The organism is Sphingomonas sp. 7/4-4 (assembly GCF_027941955.1).
Lineage (GTDB): Bacteria > Pseudomonadota > Alphaproteobacteria > Sphingomonadales > Sphingomonadaceae > Sphingomonas.
In genome coordinates this window covers 1,571,758-1,588,035 of sequence record NZ_CP115960.1, presented here as the reverse complement: position 1 = coordinate 1,588,035, position 16,278 = coordinate 1,571,758, and the positions used below count along the sequence as shown (strand labels likewise).

Here is a 16,278-nt window from a genome sequence, read left to right as displayed (position 1 = left end):
GGGTGGATGGAGGCCGGACTCCTCCGCCGATTTGAAGGAAACCCCATGAAGCGATCCGCCCTCGCAGCAGCGCTGCTGCTGGCAAGCCCGGTAGCCGCGGTTGCCCAAAACGCGCCTGCCGTGACGCAGGCGTCGGCTCTCGACACTGCCGTCCGGCTGGCCGACTGGCAGCTCGGCCGCATGGGAGGCACCGGAATTTCTCGCGCGACATCCGAGACGCGCAAGCCGAGGGCGTGGGAGCAGGCCGTTTTCTGGGTGGGCATGACCGCCCTGGCCGATGCCGGCGCGCCGCCGCGGATCCGCAAGGCGATCCTCGACATGGGGCGGGCGAATGAATGGCTGCCGGGCGAGAAGCCCTATTTCGCCGACGACCACGCCATCACCCAGGCCTATCTCTGGGCGGCCCGCAACGGCGCGGGCGCCGGTGCCCGGGCGCCGACGAAGCGCTTGTTCGATCAGGTTCTCGCCGAGCCCGCCATGGTTTCGCTCGCATTCTACGTGCCGCCCGAAGGCTATGGCGCGGCTGAATGCCTGAAGCGCTGGTGCTGGTGCGATGCGCTCTTCATGGCGCCCGCCGCCTTTATCGAGCTTTCGCGGCAGACCGGGGACCGGCGCTATCTCGACTTCGCGATGCGCGAATTCTGGGCGACCACGGACTTCCTCTACGATCCCGCCGAGCGGCTCTACTATCGCGACAGCCGCTTTTTCGAGCGCCGCGACGCCAAAGGCCGCAAGGAGTTCTGGAGCCGCGGGAACGGCTGGGTATTCGGCGGGATGGCACGCGTCATCCCGATGCTGGCGAAAGGGTCCGCGGACCGCCGCCGCATGGAGGCTTTGTTCAAGGACATGGCCGCCCGCATCAGGACGCTGCAGAAACCCGACGGCTATTGGGCGCCCTCCTTGCTGGCGCCCGAGCAGTCGCCGCCGGAGACCAGCGGCACCGCCTTCTACACCTATGGACTTGCCTGGGGCATCCAGGCCGGGCTCCTGTCGCGCCGCGAGTATGAGCCGGCCGTGCGGCGTGGCTGGTCCGCTCTCAATCGCGCGATCCAGCCGGATGGGAGGCTCGGCTTCGTCCAGCAGGTGAGCGATCGGCCCGAAAAGGTCGAAGCCAGCGACACGCAATATTACGGCGTCGGCGCCTTCCTGCTCGCGGCCACGCAAGTCGCCGCTCTCGACAGGCGTCCGCAGTGACGGCCGGAGAAGCGACCCTGTACGAGAAGACCTTCTACGCCGCCCATCCGCACATGATGCATGGCGCTTCGAACGAGGATCTGCGCGATCGCCATCTGGTGACCGGTCTCTTCCGCGCAGGCGAGATCGTGCTGACCTATTCGCACGGTGAGCGGTTCGTGATCGGGAGTGCCGTTCCGGCCGGGGGCGTGCTTCGTCTTCCGGACCAGAGCGAGCCTGAGAGCGCCGCCGGACACCCATTGCTGGAACGGCGGGAGCTGGGCGTGGTCAATATCGGCAATGGCGACGGCCTGGTCGAAGTCGACGGCGAGCCCGTTCGCCTGGCGAAGTACGAAGCGTTGTATGTGCCGATGGGATCGCGTGACGTCACCTTCTCCGGCGATGGCGCGCGCTTCTATCTCCTGTCGGTGCCGGCGCACGCCGCCTTTCCGCTCCGCAAGATCACTGCCGCCGATATCGAGCCGCTGCAGCGGGGCAGTCTCGAGGCATCCAACGAGCGGACCATCTATCAGCTGATCCTGCCGCACACCTGCCAGAGCGCCTCGCTGTGCCTGGGCCTGACCCGGCTCGAGCCCGGCAGCGTCTGGAACACCATGCCCCCGCACGTTCATGAGCGACGCTCCGAGATCTATCTGTATTTCGACCTCGATGGGGACAATTGCGTCTTCCACTATATGGGGCAGCCGGACGATCTGCGGCACATCGTGATGAAGAACGAAGAGGTCGTCATCTCGCCGCCCTGGTCGATCCATATGGGCGCGGGAACCAGCAACTACGCCTTCATCTGGGCGATGGCCGGCGAGAACCTCGACTATAACGACATGGACGTTCTCGACATATGCCAGCTGCGGTGACGCGCCGCGCCCATTAGCTGTCGTCCGGCGTACCGCCGCAAGTCGGGCAGGACGAGCGTAACCCCACAGGAATCGAGCCGATGCGCCGCTATTTCGCGGTGGCCGGACACGTAAGTACGGTGCCAAATATTGTCTATGCGTCCCATATGATGTAGTTCTGCCTCCCGACGGCGAGTGCCGTTGTCTGACGACACTGCTTACATGCAGGCGCGCGGGAGGAGAGGTGATGAGGTTTCGTTGTTCGACTCGCTCTATGGCGGGCACTGCCGCGCTGACCTGGGCATTGGCTTTCTCGACAACGGTTTACGGCCAGACCGCGGAGCAGACGCCGGCACCCGACCCTGAACCCGCGGCGCAGGACGAGGGCGCCGAAATCGTCGTCACCGGCATCCGCCAGAGCCTTGCCGACGCGCAGAGCGTCAAGCGCAACTCGGCGCAGGTGGTCGATGCGATCTCGGCCGAGGACATCGGCAAGTTCCCGGACAAGAATATCGGCGAGGCGCTCCAGCGCGTGACCGGCGTGCAGATCACGCGCGCGGCGGGCGAAGGGCAGAGCGTGTCGATCCGCGGCGCGGATCCGTCGCTCAACCGGGTCGAGATCAACGGCCAGACCGCGCTCTCGACGGTGGTCGGCAGCGGGCGCGCAGTCGAGTTCCGCGACTTGCCGGTCGAGTTCGTGTCGCGCGTCGAGGTGGTGAAATCCGCCACGCCGGACATGACCGAAGGCGGGCTGGGCGGCACGGTCCGCGTCATCACGCGTCGTCCGTTCGACAGCAAGAAGCCGTTCATCGCCGGATCGGTGCAGGGCATTTACAGCACGCTCGCCGACAAGATCGATCCCAAGTTTGCGCTGATCGGCAGCACGCTGTTCAACAACGACACGATGGGCATCCTTGTCTCGGCAACCTACGAGCAGCGCAGCCTGTGGTACGATCAGATGCGCACCACCGGCTGGCGCCAGATCGACCGCGATCCCGCGACCGCAGGCGTGCAGGCGCTCGACCTCAACGGCGACGGCAGCGGCGACTTTTATCCGGACATTCCGCGCCCGGTGATCAACCGGGAGTCGACCAAGCGCGGCGCGATCAGCGGTGTCTTCGAATGGCGCCCCGACACCGACTTCCGCGCCTTCATCGAGGGCACCTACACCAAGTCGCGGATGACGCTCGACAGTCAGTTCCTGCAGCTCAACACGGTGCAGAATGTCGTCGATGGCGGCGTCGACCGGACGCGCACAACGATCGGGCCCGACGACACGGCGACCAGCGTAAGCTTCATCGGCGCGCTCGCGGCGCCGAACGGGCTCGCTGTCAGCTACCGCAACATCCTCGGCACGCAGGATCGCAACACCTTCAACGGCCAGGCCGGGTTCGACTGGACGATCGGCCGGCTGACGCTGCAGGCGCGCGGCGGCTATGCCAAGTCGCGTGCGTATAACAACGAGATCAACGCGACCGCCGCGGCGCTCGGCATTTCGTCGCTGACGATCGACTATGACAACGACCAGCAGGCGCCCAACATCACTTTGCCGATCGACCAGACCACGTCGCAGGGCCTCAACCAGCTGATCGTGCTGCGCCGGCCGCGCTACAACGATCAGGAGGAATATGACGGCCGGCTGGACGCAGAGTTCAAGCCCGATGGCGGGTTCTTCACGTCGCTCAAGGCCGGCATCCAGAAGCGCGTGCTGACGGCGGACAGCCGTTATTTCGACCGCTCAGTCACGCTGAACGGGTATAACGGGACCACGATCACCAACAGCTATGCCACCGGCGTCAGCTCGAACGTCACCGTCTCGACGGTTCCCGCGGCGCAGCTCACCCAGCAGATCCGCGATCTGATCGACGCCAATGCGACGCTGGGCGACCACGACTTCTTCGGTAACGGCAATCTTGGTTATGACGGCGGCATCCGGCGCTGGCTCAATCTCGGCATGGACGTCGCCGATGCAGTCGGCATCCCCGATCCCTTCGGCAATCCGGTGCCGCTCGACACCTGGGAAGTGAAGGACGACAATCTCGCCGGCTACGGCCAGGCCGCGTTCGCGTTCGGCGGCGATATCCGGGTGACCGGCGTGGCGGGCCTGCGCGTGGTCGACACGCGGACCACCTCGGACGGCTTCCAGGTCCGCGCCGGGACCGTGACGCCGGTGTCGTTCGAGGGGCATTACACCGAATTCCTGCCCTCGCTGAACCTCAAGGCCGAGCTGATCCCCGGCCGGCTCCAGCTGCGCGCGACGGCGACCGAGGTGCTCGCCCGCCCGTCGCCGGCGCAGCTCGCGCCGCGCTTCGCGCTCGACGCCGTGGGCCTCACCGGCTCGCGCGGCAATCCGGGCCTCGAGCCCTATCGCGCGCGGCAATATGACTTCGGGATCGAATATTATCCCAATCGCACCGGCTATATCTCGGCGACCCTGTTCCGCAAGGAGATCGGCTCGTTCATCCAGAACGGCAGCGAGGCCTATGTCGAGCCGACCACCGGCGTGACCTATACGGTGACGGTCCCGGTCAACGGCACGAGCAAGGTGACGATCAACGGCGCCGAGGTCGGCGGGCAATATGTCCTAGATTTCCTGCCCGGCGCGCTCGGCAATCTCGGCGTGATCGCGAACTACACCTATTCGAAGGACTCGGGCTACGCCGATCGCGACGTCTTTACCGGCTCGGCGCTGACCTTCCCGGGGCTTTCGCGGCACAGCTACAATCTGTCGGGCTTTTACGAGGACAGCGTGTTCAGCGCCCGCGTCTCGTACAACTGGCGCTCGAAATATCTGATCACCTCGCGCGGGCGGGGCAACAATCCCGAATTCGGCGAGGCTTTCGGCCAGGTGGACGCATCGGCAGGGGTGAACCTCAACCAGAATTTCTCGCTGTTCTTCGAGGGCGTGAACCTGACCAACGCAGTGCGCGCGGAGAATGCGAACAGCATCTACCGCCGCACGATCATCGAAACCTATGGGCGCCGTTTCTATGCGGGAGTGCGCGCCCGGTTCTAGGCCGGGCGACCGAGGCGGTCAGGCCTGCGCGGAAAGATGGTGCCGAGTGCAGGAATCGAACCCGCGACCTTCGGTTTACAAAACCGCTGCTCTACCAGCTGAGCTAACCCGGCGCGTGCGTTTCCATGCGTCAGGGAACGCCGAAGGTCCAGCCCTCCGTTCGTGCCAGATCGGGCGTCAGGCCTGTCGGGGCCCAAAGTTCGGGCTGCGACGCGGCGACGCGAAGCCATGCGGCGGAGAGGATCGCGTCGGTGGCGTGGTCGTCATAACGGGCAAGCGGGGCGTGCGGCTGGGATCCGAACGCGGCGAGCATCGCGTCGAGCGTTTCGGCGTCGCGGATCTTGGAAATGCCCTTGCGCATTCCGGCGAGACGGGCGGCTAGGGAGGTGTAGATTTCGACGAGCACCGGGCCGCTTTCGGGCAGGGGCACGAACGGCCATAGACCGAGCTTGCCGCGCAGACGGTGGAGCACGCGCATGCCCGTCAGGCTCGATTTGCCGACCTGGCTCGCCCCGACGAGGTTGAAGCAGCTATAAGGCGAGAGCCGCATCGCTTCCTGCCCATGCTCGCACACCCGGAAGCGCCCGCGGCCGGGCGGAAACAGGTCCCCGCAGTCGCCGCGCTGGCGGAAATGGCGGCGCGCGGGCGCGTGGCCGACGAAGCTGGTCGCAGCGAGATGCGGATCGCCGGCGCTCAGATCGTCGACCAGCTTCCAGAGCGCGGGACCGTCCGGCGGCGACGCATCCCAGCCGGGGAAATAGGCGCCTTCGTCCTGGAAGGGGAAAGCGGGGAGAGATCGAGGCCGATCAACGCCCGGGTGCCGGCGGCGGCGAGCTGTTCGAGCCATTCGAGGATGTCCTGCCGCGACCAGCGCCGGTCGATCAGCTGGGGCGCTGCGGTGCCCGCGCGGGCATGTGCGACGGCCAGCCCCTTGGGGTGCTCGACCGCTTGCCCTGACCAGTCGATCGCGATGAAATCGGTGAAGTTCAGGGGCGCGCTTCCATTCCCGCCGCGGTGCGCTGCGCTCCGCTCGCCCGATCCCACCATGCCCGCGCGATCAGCAGCTTCATTCGATCGGGCTCCGCGCTTGCGGCGTTGACCAGCACGGTCGGCCAGCCCTGATATTGCGGCGTCTGCCAGAAGGTTCCCGGATCGGTCTCCTTGAGTATCTCGATCTCCTCACGGGTGCGCGAAGGACGTAGGTGCCGGTTGCACGCCCCTGCGAGACGATCTGACGGCCGCGGATTTGCGGCGAGACTGAACCTTTGGCGCCGGCGCCCATCGTCACGCCCGGAAAGCCGAGCGCATAGGCGACCGCTTCTTCCCAGCCGAAGCTCACGGTCGCTCCGCCATTCCCGCGGCGATCCGCTGCGGTTTCTTCGCGCGATCCCACCAGGCGCGCTGGATGTAGAGCTCGACGCGTTCGCGGCTGTCGGTGCCGTAGCGGACGAGGAGCATGGGGTAATTGGCATAGTGATCGGTCTGCCAGAAGGTGTCCGGATCGGTTTCGAACAGGATCTCCTTTTCCGGCGTCGCGACCATCAGCGCGAAGCTGCCTTTCTCACGGCCGGGCGACAGGAAGCCCTTGCCGTTGATCTTGGGGCAAAGCGTGCCCCACCACGACGCCATTTCGACATCGGGCAGCGTGCGGGCGAAGGCGCAGGCGCCTTCCCAATCATCCATCGCGCTGCTCCTGCTCGACGCCGAATCCTTCGCTCCAGGCATCCTTGTTCAGCTCGTATCGGTCTATGACGAACCCATCAGGATGCTCTCGAAAGCCGGGAAACGCGAGCTTGCGCGTGGCTGCCGCCTCAGCCTCGGCTTGGCTGCCATAGACGCCAACCAGTTTATCGTCCGTCTCGCCATCGCCGAGCTCCCGCGAATGCCAAAGCAGAAAGACCGTCTTCATTCGCCGGAATCACGCCGCTTCTCGCGCATCTCGCTCCACCACGCCATGCGCTCGGCGATGCGCTTTTCCATGCCGCGATCAGTGGGGCTATAGAAGGTCTGGGGCGCCATTTCGTCGGGCCAGTAATTGTCGCCCGAAAAGCCGCCCTCGGCATCGTGATCGTAGGTGTAACCCTTGCCGTAGCCGATCTGTTTCATCAGCTTGGTGGGCGCGTTGAGGATGTTCTGCGGCGGCATCAGCGAGCCCGTCTCCTTCGCCGAGCGCCACGCCGCCTTTTGCGCGGCATAGGCTGCGTTCGATTTGGGCGCGGTGGCGAGATAGAGGCACGCTTGCGCGATCGCCAGCTCGCCCTCCGGCGAGCCGAGAAAGTCGTAGGTATCCTTCGCGGCGATGCACTGGACCAGCGCATTGGGGTCGGCCAGGCCGATATCCTCGACCGCGGCGCGGGTGAGGCGGCGCAGCACGTAGAGCGGTTCCTCGCCGGCGGTGAGCATGCGCGCGAGATAGTAAAGCGCGGCCTGCGGATCGCTGCCGCGGATCGATTTGTGGAGCGCCGAGATGAGGTTGTAATGCCCCTCGCGGTCCTTGTCGTAGACCGCGACGCGGCGCTGGAGGAAATCGCCCAGTGCGCCGGGATCGAGCGGCGCCTCGAAGCTGACCGAAAAGAGCGTCTCGGCCTGGTTGAGCAGGAAGCGGCCGTCGCCATCGGCGCTGGCGACCAGCGCGTCGCGGGCCTCGGGCGTGAGGGGAGGGGCGTTCCTCGATCTCCTCGGCGCGATCGAGCAGCTTGCAGAGCGCCTTGTGGTCGAGCCGGTGGAGGATCAGGACCTGCGCGCGGCTGAGCAACGCGGCGTTGAGTTCGAACGACGGGTTCTCGGTGGTGGCGCCGACGAGCGTGACGGTGCCGTCCTCGACATAAGGCAGGAAGCCGTCCTGCTGGGCGCGATTGAAGCGGTGGATCTCGTCCACGAAGAGCAAGGTCTTGCGGCTCATGCGGGCATATTCGCGGGCTTCGGCGAAGACCTTCTTGAGGTCGGCTACCCCCGAGAACACCGCCGAGATCGCGACGAAGCGCAGGCCCACCGCGTCGGCGAGGAGGCGGGCGATCGTGGTCTTGCCGGTGCCGGGCGGCCCCCAGAGGATGATCGAGCTGAGCTTGCCCGCGGCGACCATGCGGCCGATCGCGCCTTCCGGGCCGGTGAGATGTTCCTGGCCGACGACCTGATCGAGCTGCTGGGGGCGCAGGCGATCGGCGAGCGGGCCCGTGGTGGGAGCTTCGGCGGGAGCGGTTTGTTCGTCGGTGGCGAAGAGGTCGGGCATCGCCGCCAAGATAGGCGCGCGGGCCCCCGGATACAAAAGTGACGAACATTACCCGCAAGAGGCTTGCGTAAATGCATTCAAGATATATCTTAGACGCATCACGACTCGCTACTAAAAGGATTTGAGATGCGATTTGGATTTCACCACGGCCGCCGCGAGCGCGGCCAGGATTGCGGCGGCCGGCATGGCGGACCGCGCGGCGGCGGCTGGGGACGCGGCGGCCCCTGGGCGTTCGGCGTCTGGGGCATGCACCCAGGCCGCGAAGGCGGCCGCGGGCGGCGGATGTTCGACGGGAGCGAGCTGCGGCTGATCCTGCTCAAGCTGATCGAGGAGCAGCCGCGCCACGGCTATGACCTGATCCGCGAGATCGAGGAGCGTTCGGGCGGCGCCTATGCCCCGAGCCCGGGCGTGATCTACCCGACGCTGACTTTGCTCGACGACATGGGCCAGGTCGAGGCCAAGGCCGACGGCACCCGCAAGGCGTTCGCGATCACCGAGGCCGGCAGCGCCGAGCTCAAGGAGAAGGCCGAAGAGGTCGAGGCGCTGTTCCAGCGGCTCGCCGAGCTCGGCGAACACCATGCCCGCACCAGCGGCGGCCCGATTCGCCGTGCGATGGGCAATTTGCGCGCCGTGTTGCAGGAGCGACTTGGCGGTTCGGAAGTTGATCCCGAGACCTTGCACCAGGTCGCCGACATTCTCGACGAGGCGGCCCGGAAGATCGAGCGGCTCTGAAAATGCCGTGACTGGAGATGCTGCGGCGCCGGCTGGGGCTGGCGCCGCCAGGAAGGAACGGGACATGACGATCACGACTTCGAGCGCAACCGCACTGGTGCCGACCGAGAGCCCGAGCAAATATCTCCAGCAATTGTGCAAGCATTGGGCGCACAACCTCCAGGTGGAGTTCACCCCGAGAACGGGACGGTGATCTTCCCCGGGACGCGCGCGGGGCGAACCATCCGGGCGACGCCGTCGCGACGTTCAACGTCGCCGAGACGGGGCTGGAGGTGCGCATCGATGCGTCGTCCGAGGAGCAGCTCGAAGGGCTGAAAGGCGCAGTGGCCCGCCACCTCGACCGCTTCGCGTTCCGCGAAGCGCCGCTGGCGTTCGACTGGCAATAGCGACGAACCAATTCCTCCCTCGCGAAGCGGGGACCGCTCGCGCAGCGACCGACAATGCTTGTGCAGAAAGGGACCGGGTGGATACTGTGACGCGCCTCCTGGAAGCGGAGCTAGCGCGGAAACATTACCTACGCATAGCTGGTCGGGAAGCTTGCTGACATTAGCGTTATAGACTCCGAGCCGAATATCAGGAACAAGATTAGCCGGGGCAAATTCACAGCGGTGTTCTTGATTCAATGTCTCGAAGCAATTGGGGAACAATCGCTGCGGTTATCGGATGCCTAGCGTTCGGATACGGAGTACTAGCAGGAACATGGGCTAGTCAACCAGGCCAACACCGTGATTACCCTATCACCTCCCAAGAGAGATACAAGGCGGAGACGGCGCTAGGAAACTACGTAGCGCATCCCATAGAAGAAGCCACAGACTGCTATCAGGCATCTGATCACGATAAAGCCGGTCTTTGTGTTCAATGGCGCGCCACTATCGCTACGGAAAAGGCCGCAAACGCCGCGATTTTTGCCAACTACGTCAGTGCTTCCGGCGCCGCTCTCTCCTTCATCGGAATTGTTCTGGTACTCGTCGCGTTGGGGCAAACTCGGAAAGGTAATCGAATCGCCGAACAAGGCTTGAAAGATGTTCAACGAGCCTTTGTTTCTACTGATACCGTCGAGCATTATGCGATGAAAGCTCAGGATGGTAGCGTGAATGTTTGGCAGTTCTACATACCTTGGAAAAATACCGGCCAGAGTCCGGCGACTAGCTGCGTCGTTACAACCAACACCCTCCTGCTTCAGAATGTCTCTGATGAACCTGCCGGACCTCATCAAAACATCCCAGATTGGTTTCCCTTTGAAGATAAGGAAATTATCCGCGGTGAATTTTATTTGGGGCCGGGCTCCACTCGACGCGCTGGCCCAGCCATTGTGCCAATTGACCACTTGGAACAGGTATTCTCCGGGAGGTCGCTCCTATTCTTCTTCGGACGCGCCCGGTATAAAGATGTTTTCGGGCGATCACACGAAACCAGATTTTGTATTGAGCTGACCAACTTTAGTGGCGACCCCGCTGACCCCGTCGGACCACCTAGCGTCAACTATCGACATTGGAAGAGCTACAACTGCGCCGACGAGGACTGCCGCCGAGAAGATTTGGCGCGATGGGCCGCCATGCCTGAGGATATTAAACAAGCCGGACTAGCTGCCGGACTTCAGCCACCCGCGTAGAGAATTTTTAGACACGCTCCAGCTCCCTATTTGCGGCGGCACGTCACAAAGGCAGACGGTTGCCTCGCGGGTGATGACACCCGTAACCGCCTTGATGCATTTGCTACATAATGCCGGCTATGCTGCGCACGCCATCTCCCCCGCTTCACGAGGGACGAATGTAAGGCCCGCCTGTTCACGCCCGCCACCCGCTGCTAGCAAGGCGGGAATGCCGGATAAGCGGGGAATCATCGTTGTCGGGGGAGGCACTGCGGGCTGGCTGACCGCGGCCTATCTCGCGCGCTTCTTCGAGGGGCGGATCGCGATCACATTGCTCGAATCGCCCGAGATCGGGATCATCGGCGTGGGCGAGGGCGCGTTTCCGACGATCCGCTCGACGCTCCAGTTCCTCGGCATCGACGAGACGCATTTCATCCGCGCGGCATCGGCGACGTTCAAGCAGGGCATCCGCTTCGACGACTGGCTGCACGCGCCCGGGCCGGACGGTGCGCGGCACCATTATCTCCATCCGTTCGAGGCGCCCTTCTATACCGAGGGCGGGAGCCTGGTGCCGTATTGGCTGCTCCAGGACGAAGCGACGCGACCGCCTTTCGCCGAGGCGATGACGATCCAGAACCGCGTCGCCGAGGCACGCCGCGCGCCCAAGAAAGCGGGCGAGGGCGATTATGCCGGGCCGCTGAACTATGCCTATCATTTCGACGCGCGGCGGCTCGCCGAAGTGCTCGAGGCGCGCGCGGTCGAACTGGGCGTGCGCCATCTCCGCGGGCTGCTGACCGGCGTCGAGCTGGCGGAGGACGGCAGCATCGCCTGCATCCGCACCGATGCGCACGGAGCGCTGGAAGCGGATCTCTATGTGGATTGCTCGGGCTTCCGCGCCGAATTGATCGGCAAGGCGCTGGGATCGCCGTTCAAATCGGTGAAGCACCAGTTGTTCACCGATCGCGCGCTGGCCTGCAAGATCCCGTACGACCGGCCCGACGCGCCGCTGGAGAGCTTCACGATCGCCACCGCGCACGAAGCGGGCTGGACCTGGGACATCGGGCTCGAAGGCGCGCGCGGCATCGGCTGCGTCTATTCGTCGGCGCATATGTCGGACGAGGAGGCGGCCGCCGTGCTGCGCGGTTATATCGGCCATGATGATTACAAGGCGCGGATCATTCCGTTCGAGCCCGGCTATCGCGAGGCGCAATGGGTGAAGAACTGCGTCGCGGTCGGCCTGTCGGGCGGGTTCCTCGAGCCGCTGGAATCGACCGGGGTGGTGCTGATCGAGGCGGCGGTGGCGATGATCGCGGAGCTCTATCCGCACAACGGTCCCGCCGATGCGCCGGCGGCACGGTTCAACCGGCTGATCGCCGGGCGCTATGCGAACATCGTCAACTTCCTCAAGCTCCATTATTGCCTGAGCCGGCGTCAGGAGCCGTTCTGGCGCGACAATGCCGATCCGGCATCGATCCCGGAGGCATTGCGGGAGTTGCTCGATCAGTGGCGCTGGCGCCCGCCGAGCCGCTTCGACTTCCTCCTCGATCTCGAGAGCTTCGCCTTCTTCAATTACCAATATGTCCTCTACGGGATGGAATTCCGGACGGACCTGTCCTCGGGGCGGGGGATTTCCCGAATGTCGAGGCGGCGGAGAAACTGTTCGCGCGGATCCGGACGTTCAGCGAACGCGCGACCGAGGATCTGCCGGGGCACCGCGCGCTGATCCGCGAGATCAACGCAGGGGCGTCGCCGGGGGCTTGACCTGGCTCACCCGGCGAGGAAGGCGGCCAGTTCGTCGGGCTCTCCGGTCGGGAAGGCCGATTTGAGATAGTCGAGGAACGCCGATACGCGGGCGCTGAGCAGGCGGCGCGAGGGATAGAGCGCCCATAAGGCGATTTCCGGTCCGTCGATGTCGCCCCAATGCACCAGCGTCCCGGCAGCGAGGTCGTGGCTGACGAGCGAGACGGGAAGGCGCCCGACGCCGGCCCCGGCGCGGACCGCGTCGCGGTTCATGACCATCGATGACACGCTGAGGACCGGCTCGACTGCGATGCGCAATTCCCCGTCCGGGGTCTTCACGTTCCAGTCCCCCACCTGATCGAACGATCCGCGTACGACCGCGGGTGCTGCAATGCCGTCTGCCGGCCGGGCGACGGACGGGCTCGCCACCACCACCAGCCGATCGCGCAGAAAGGCGCGCCCGACAAGGCTCTCGTCCGGGGCCGGATTGACTCGGATCACGAGGTCATAGCCTTCCTCGATCATGTCGACCGGCCGATCCTCGGTGGTCACTTCGAGCCGGATCTCGGGGAAGCGGGCGGCGAAGCCGGCGGCGAGCTTTCCCATCGCAATCTGCGAGAACAGCAGGGGCGCGCTGATCCGCAATCGCCCGCGCGGCGTGTGCCCGCCGGAAGCGATGGCGGCCGCCGTCTCGTTGAGCTCGGTGAGCAATGCGCCCGTCCGCTGATGGAGCGCGCGTCCCTCCTCGGTCAGCTTGAGCATGCGCGCGCCGCGCTCGAACAGCCGCACGTCCATGCTTGCCTCCAGCTCCGCAACCCGGCGGGACAAGGTGGCCTTGGGCCGCCCGGCGGCGCGCGCGGCGCGTCCAAATCCGCCGTGCCGGGCGACGAGATTGAAATCGGCGAGGGCGAGTAGGTCCATGTGTTCCACCAGTGAGACGGTATGTCCAGATATAGCGTCTATTGGCGCGCCTGTGGATCACTAATTTCCGGGAATGCCATTTGGCATCAACCAGGAGTGACCCCCATGACCATCCTCGTTACCGGCGCTACCGGCCAGGTCGGACGCCACGTCGTCGATCAGCTCATCCATCGCGGCACCGATGTGCGCGCACTCGTCCGCGATCCCGCCAAAGCGAACCTCCCGGCGGGTGTCGCCGTGGTTCAGGGCGACCTGCTCGACATCGATTCCCTGCGCAGTGCTTTCTCGGGTGTCTCGACGCTGTTCCTGCTCAACGCAGTGGCGGCCGACGAATTCACGCAGGCGCTGATCGCGCTCAATCTCGCGCGCGAAGCCGGCATCGAGCGGATCGTCTATCTCTCGGTGATCCACAGCGATCTGTACGTCAACGTGCCCCACTTCGCGGGCAAGTTCGGCGTCGAGCGGATGATCGAGCAGATGGGCTTCAACGCCACGATCCTGCGCCCTGCCTATTTCATCCAGAACGACGCCACCATCAAGGACGTGGTGACCGGGTACGGCGTGTATCCGATGCCGATCGGCGGCAAGGGGCTCGCGATGATCGACGCACGCGACCTGGGCGAGATCGCGGCGATCGAACTGGTCCGCCGCGAGCAGGCGAGCACGCCGCTTCCGCTCGAGCGGATCACGATCGTCGGTCCCGAAACCCTGACGGGTGCGGACGTCGCGGCGATCTGGACTGACGTTCTTGGCCGCCCCATCGCTTATCCGGGCGACGATACCGCCGGGTTCGAGCAGAATCTGCGGCAGTTCATGCCGAGCTGGACGGCGTACGACATGCGCCTGATGGCCGAGCGCTTCCAGACCGAGGGAATGATCCCCGCCGCCGGCGATGTCGACCGCCTCACTCAGCTGCTGGGCCGCCCCTTGCGCACCTATCGCGAATTCGCCGCCGAAATCGCAGCTTGAACCAACGCATAAGGAGATCCGTCATGATCTATTCGACCGCCACCGTTCCGGTGAACCCCGAGGGCGAAACCAGGCTGACCCGTGCGCAGGCTTGGGCGGGCCTCGAGCTCAAGGCCCGCGACGCGCGCTTGTTCCTTCCTCCCGGCCTCTGCACCCGGTGCGACGTCGTGGAGGAAAGCGCGACGCATTTCGTCCGCGAGGCCACGATCGGCGGAGCCGATCTGCGCGAGATCGTCGTGCTGGAGCAGGAGCGCAAGGTCACCTTCTTCCAGGCCGCCGGCCCGCGCGAAGGCGTGATCGTCAACGCGCTCTACGAGGACGAGGACGGCGCGCTTCAGCTGCGTTTCTATTGCTATCTCGGGTTGCGCGACAAGGCGCCGAACAGCCCCGAGGAGCAAGCGGATCAGGCCCAACTCGACGGCGCCAACGGGTATAAGGCTGCCCTGCTTTCGACACTGAAGCGCACCCGCGAGCTGCTCGCGGAGGGCAAACTCTGATCGTGAGGTTCTTCCCGAAAAATACCCGCCCCGCGATGCGCGCGGGGCGGGCACAGGGAGGAACTTCAGGCGGTGGCGAGGCGGCCGTCGATCTGGTCGAGCTCGCCGGTCTCGCGGGCCTTCTTGCCATAGACCGCCTCGAACACCGGGGTGGCCATCACGGTGGTGACGATCGCCATCAGCACCAGCATCGAGAACAGGGTCGGGCCGATGATGCCCTTTTGCAGGCCGATATTGATGATGATCAGCTCCATCAGCCCGCGCGAGTTCATCAGCGCGCCGATGCCGAGCGCAGTGCGGTTGTCTTCGCCCGAGAGGCGCGCCGCGGCATAGCAGGCGCCGAACTTGGCGAGCACCGAGACTGCGAGGATGCCCAGGGCGATCAGCAGCAGCGATATCGAATTGACCATGTCCATGCGGGTGTTGAGCCCTGAATACGTGAAGAACATCGGCAGCAGCAGGACCACCGCGAGCGGCTCGACCTTGCGCTTCAGTTCCTCGACGAACAGGCCGCGCGGCATGCATGCGCCGATCAGGAAGCCGCCGAAGATCGCGTGGATGCCGATCGCGTCCATCAGGAAGGCGGAGAGGCAGAAGAGCAGCATGGTGATCGCGAGCACCTGGCTGCTCATCTCGCCACGCTTCTCGACTGCGCGGCCCAGCGGCGCGAGCAGTTTGCGACCGTAGAGGATCATGAAGCCGGCGTAGAGGACGGCGCCGCCGATCGCGATCACCGCGACGCCCGGGCCCGCGCCGAAGGTGGCGAGCACAACGGCGAGCACGCACCACGATGCTGCGTCGTCGAATGCGCCTGCAGTGAGCGACAGCGTACCGAGCGACGAATTGGCGAGGCCGCGTTCGTTGATGATCCGTGCGAGCATCGGGAAGGCGGTCAGCGCAATGCAGGCACCCATGAACAGGGTCGCGTTGAACTGGCTGATCCCCGGCGTGAAGAGACCCGGCACGGTGAGCAGGAACGGCGTGATCAGCCCGGCGAGCAGGAACGGCGCGGCGATGCCGGCGGCCGAGACGCTCGCGGCGCTCTTCGCCTTGGACTGGAAATGGTCGAGGCGCAGCGTGAGGCCGACCATGAACATGTAGAGGCCGACGCCCAATTGCGCGCCGACATAGAGGACGTTGCGCGTCTCCTTGGGGAAGATCGCGAGCTGGAGATCGGGGAAGAGCAGCCCGAGCAGCGACGGCCCGAGGACGACGCCCGCGATCATCTCGCCGACGACCTGCGGCTGGTGCAGGAATTTCTGGCCCAGCCAGCCGACGACGCGGCAGGCGAGGATGATCACTGCGAGCTGCAGGAAGAAATGGACGCTGAAGTCCGCCGGCGAATAGGTCTTCGCGGCATTGACGGCCGGACCGTGCGGACTGAGCACGTCGGTCAGCGTGAACCAGGCGTTGTGCAGTATATCGAGCATATGGCCTCCCCTCGGACGGCAGCTTCTGTGCCTGTCGCGTGGGCCCAAGGAGCGCAGCGTGGGAGACCGGCGCAACTGCAATCTATGCAGGACCATGCATTTTTCCGGCCGGGCGGATGTTTCTGT

At 65.2% G+C, this 16,278-nt stretch carries 13 protein-coding genes, 1 tRNA gene and 3 pseudogenes; 10 read left to right on the top strand and 7 right to left on the bottom strand.

Features of this window, described 5'->3' with window-relative positions; all coding sequences use genetic code 11:
- Window positions 1-45: 45 nt before the first annotated feature.
- From PIB19_RS08025 to PIB19_RS08015, 3 genes are all read left to right on the top strand, one after another.
- Window positions 46-1,194, top strand: a complete 1,149-nt coding sequence (locus PIB19_RS08025) for a glycoside hydrolase family 88/105 protein (protein ID WP_271240367.1) — start codon at window positions 46-48, stop codon at window positions 1,192-1,194.
- A 17-nt stretch (window positions 1,195-1,211) separates the two neighbouring features.
- On the top strand, window positions 1,212-2,048 hold the full coding sequence (kduI, locus tag PIB19_RS08020) for a 5-dehydro-4-deoxy-D-glucuronate isomerase (protein WP_271240944.1): 837 nt from the start codon (window positions 1,212-1,214) through the stop codon (window positions 2,046-2,048).
- A 226-nt stretch (window positions 2,049-2,274) separates the two neighbouring features.
- Window positions 2,275-5,043, top strand: a complete 2,769-nt coding sequence (locus PIB19_RS08015) for a TonB-dependent receptor (RefSeq protein WP_271240366.1) — start codon at window positions 2,275-2,277, stop codon at window positions 5,041-5,043.
- 37 nt (window positions 5,044-5,080) lie between these two features.
- Here the strand turns inward: PIB19_RS08015 and PIB19_RS08010 are convergent.
- The 5 genes and pseudogenes from PIB19_RS08010 to PIB19_RS07990 all read right to left on the bottom strand — a co-directional run bounded on the left by PIB19_RS08010 (window position 5,081) and on the right by PIB19_RS07990 (window position 8,272).
- Window positions 5,081-5,156, bottom strand: a tRNA-Thr gene (locus tag PIB19_RS08010).
- Window positions 5,157-5,173: 17 nt separating this feature from the next.
- A pseudogene (locus tag PIB19_RS08005) lies at window positions 5,174-6,090 on the bottom strand (hypothetical protein).
- Window positions 6,091-6,378: 288 nt separating this feature from the next.
- Complete coding sequence (locus PIB19_RS08000) at window positions 6,379-6,726, bottom strand: hypothetical protein (protein ID WP_271240365.1); 348 nt, start codon at window positions 6,724-6,726, stop codon at window positions 6,379-6,381.
- Window positions 6,719-6,952 carry a DUF7336 domain-containing protein gene (locus tag PIB19_RS07995; RefSeq protein ID WP_271240364.1) on the bottom strand — a complete coding sequence of 78 codons (234 nt, stop codon included), beginning with the start codon at window positions 6,950-6,952 and terminating at the stop codon, window positions 6,719-6,721. The genes PIB19_RS08000 and PIB19_RS07995 overlap by 8 nt, the downstream gene beginning before the upstream one ends.
- A pseudogene (locus tag PIB19_RS07990) lies at window positions 6,949-8,272 on the bottom strand (replication-associated recombination protein A). The gene PIB19_RS07995 and the pseudogene PIB19_RS07990 overlap by 4 nt, the downstream one beginning before the upstream one ends.
- Before the next feature lie 126 nt (window positions 8,273-8,398).
- On the opposite strand from PIB19_RS07990, the gene PIB19_RS07985 reads away from it, so the two are divergent.
- From PIB19_RS07985 to PIB19_RS07970, 5 genes and pseudogenes are all read left to right on the top strand, one after another.
- A complete protein-coding gene (locus PIB19_RS07985) occupies window positions 8,399-9,004 on the top strand; it encodes a PadR family transcriptional regulator (protein WP_271240363.1) in 606 nt (201 codons plus the stop codon).
- A 64-nt stretch (window positions 9,005-9,068) separates the two neighbouring features.
- Window positions 9,069-9,390: pseudogene (locus PIB19_RS07980) on the top strand (DUF2218 domain-containing protein).
- A 138-nt stretch (window positions 9,391-9,528) separates the two neighbouring features.
- Window positions 9,529-9,675 carry a DUF6471 domain-containing protein gene (locus tag PIB19_RS23575; RefSeq protein WP_443018742.1) on the top strand — a complete coding sequence of 49 codons (147 nt, stop codon included), beginning with the start codon at window positions 9,529-9,531 and terminating at the stop codon, window positions 9,673-9,675.
- Window positions 9,627-10,616: a hypothetical protein gene (locus tag PIB19_RS07975; protein ID WP_271240362.1), complete on the top strand. Its 990-nt coding sequence runs from the start codon at window positions 9,627-9,629 to the stop codon at window positions 10,614-10,616. Before PIB19_RS23575 ends, PIB19_RS07975 begins: the two co-directional genes overlap by 49 nt.
- 208 nt (window positions 10,617-10,824) lie before the next feature.
- Window positions 10,825-12,318, top strand: coding sequence for a tryptophan halogenase family protein (locus tag PIB19_RS07970; RefSeq protein WP_271240361.1), 1,494 nt, complete (start codon window positions 10,825-10,827; stop codon window positions 12,316-12,318).
- Window positions 12,319-12,362: 44 nt separating this feature from the next.
- Here PIB19_RS07970 and PIB19_RS07965 read toward each other — a convergent pair whose 3' ends face one another.
- The gene (locus tag PIB19_RS07965; RefSeq protein ID WP_271240360.1) at window positions 12,363-13,256 is read right to left on the bottom strand and encodes a LysR family transcriptional regulator; all 894 of its coding nucleotides are present in this window, start codon (window positions 13,254-13,256) and stop codon (window positions 12,363-12,365) included.
- A gap of 105 nt (window positions 13,257-13,361) precedes the next feature.
- Here PIB19_RS07965 and PIB19_RS07960 point away from each other — a divergent pair, with 105 nt between their 5' ends.
- A complete protein-coding gene (locus tag PIB19_RS07960) occupies window positions 13,362-14,225 on the top strand; it encodes an NmrA/HSCARG family protein (protein ID WP_271240359.1) in 864 nt (287 codons plus the stop codon).
- 23 nt (window positions 14,226-14,248) lie between these two features.
- A complete protein-coding gene (locus PIB19_RS07955; RefSeq protein ID WP_271240358.1) occupies window positions 14,249-14,722 on the top strand; it encodes an AtaL-like protein in 474 nt (157 codons plus the stop codon).
- 65 nt (window positions 14,723-14,787) lie between these two features.
- Here PIB19_RS07955 and PIB19_RS07950 read toward each other — a convergent pair whose 3' ends face one another.
- On the bottom strand, window positions 14,788-16,152 hold the full coding sequence (locus PIB19_RS07950; RefSeq protein ID WP_271240357.1) for a cation:proton antiporter: 1,365 nt from the start codon (window positions 16,150-16,152) through the stop codon (window positions 14,788-14,790).
- Between the last annotated feature and the right edge of the window lie 126 nt (window positions 16,153-16,278).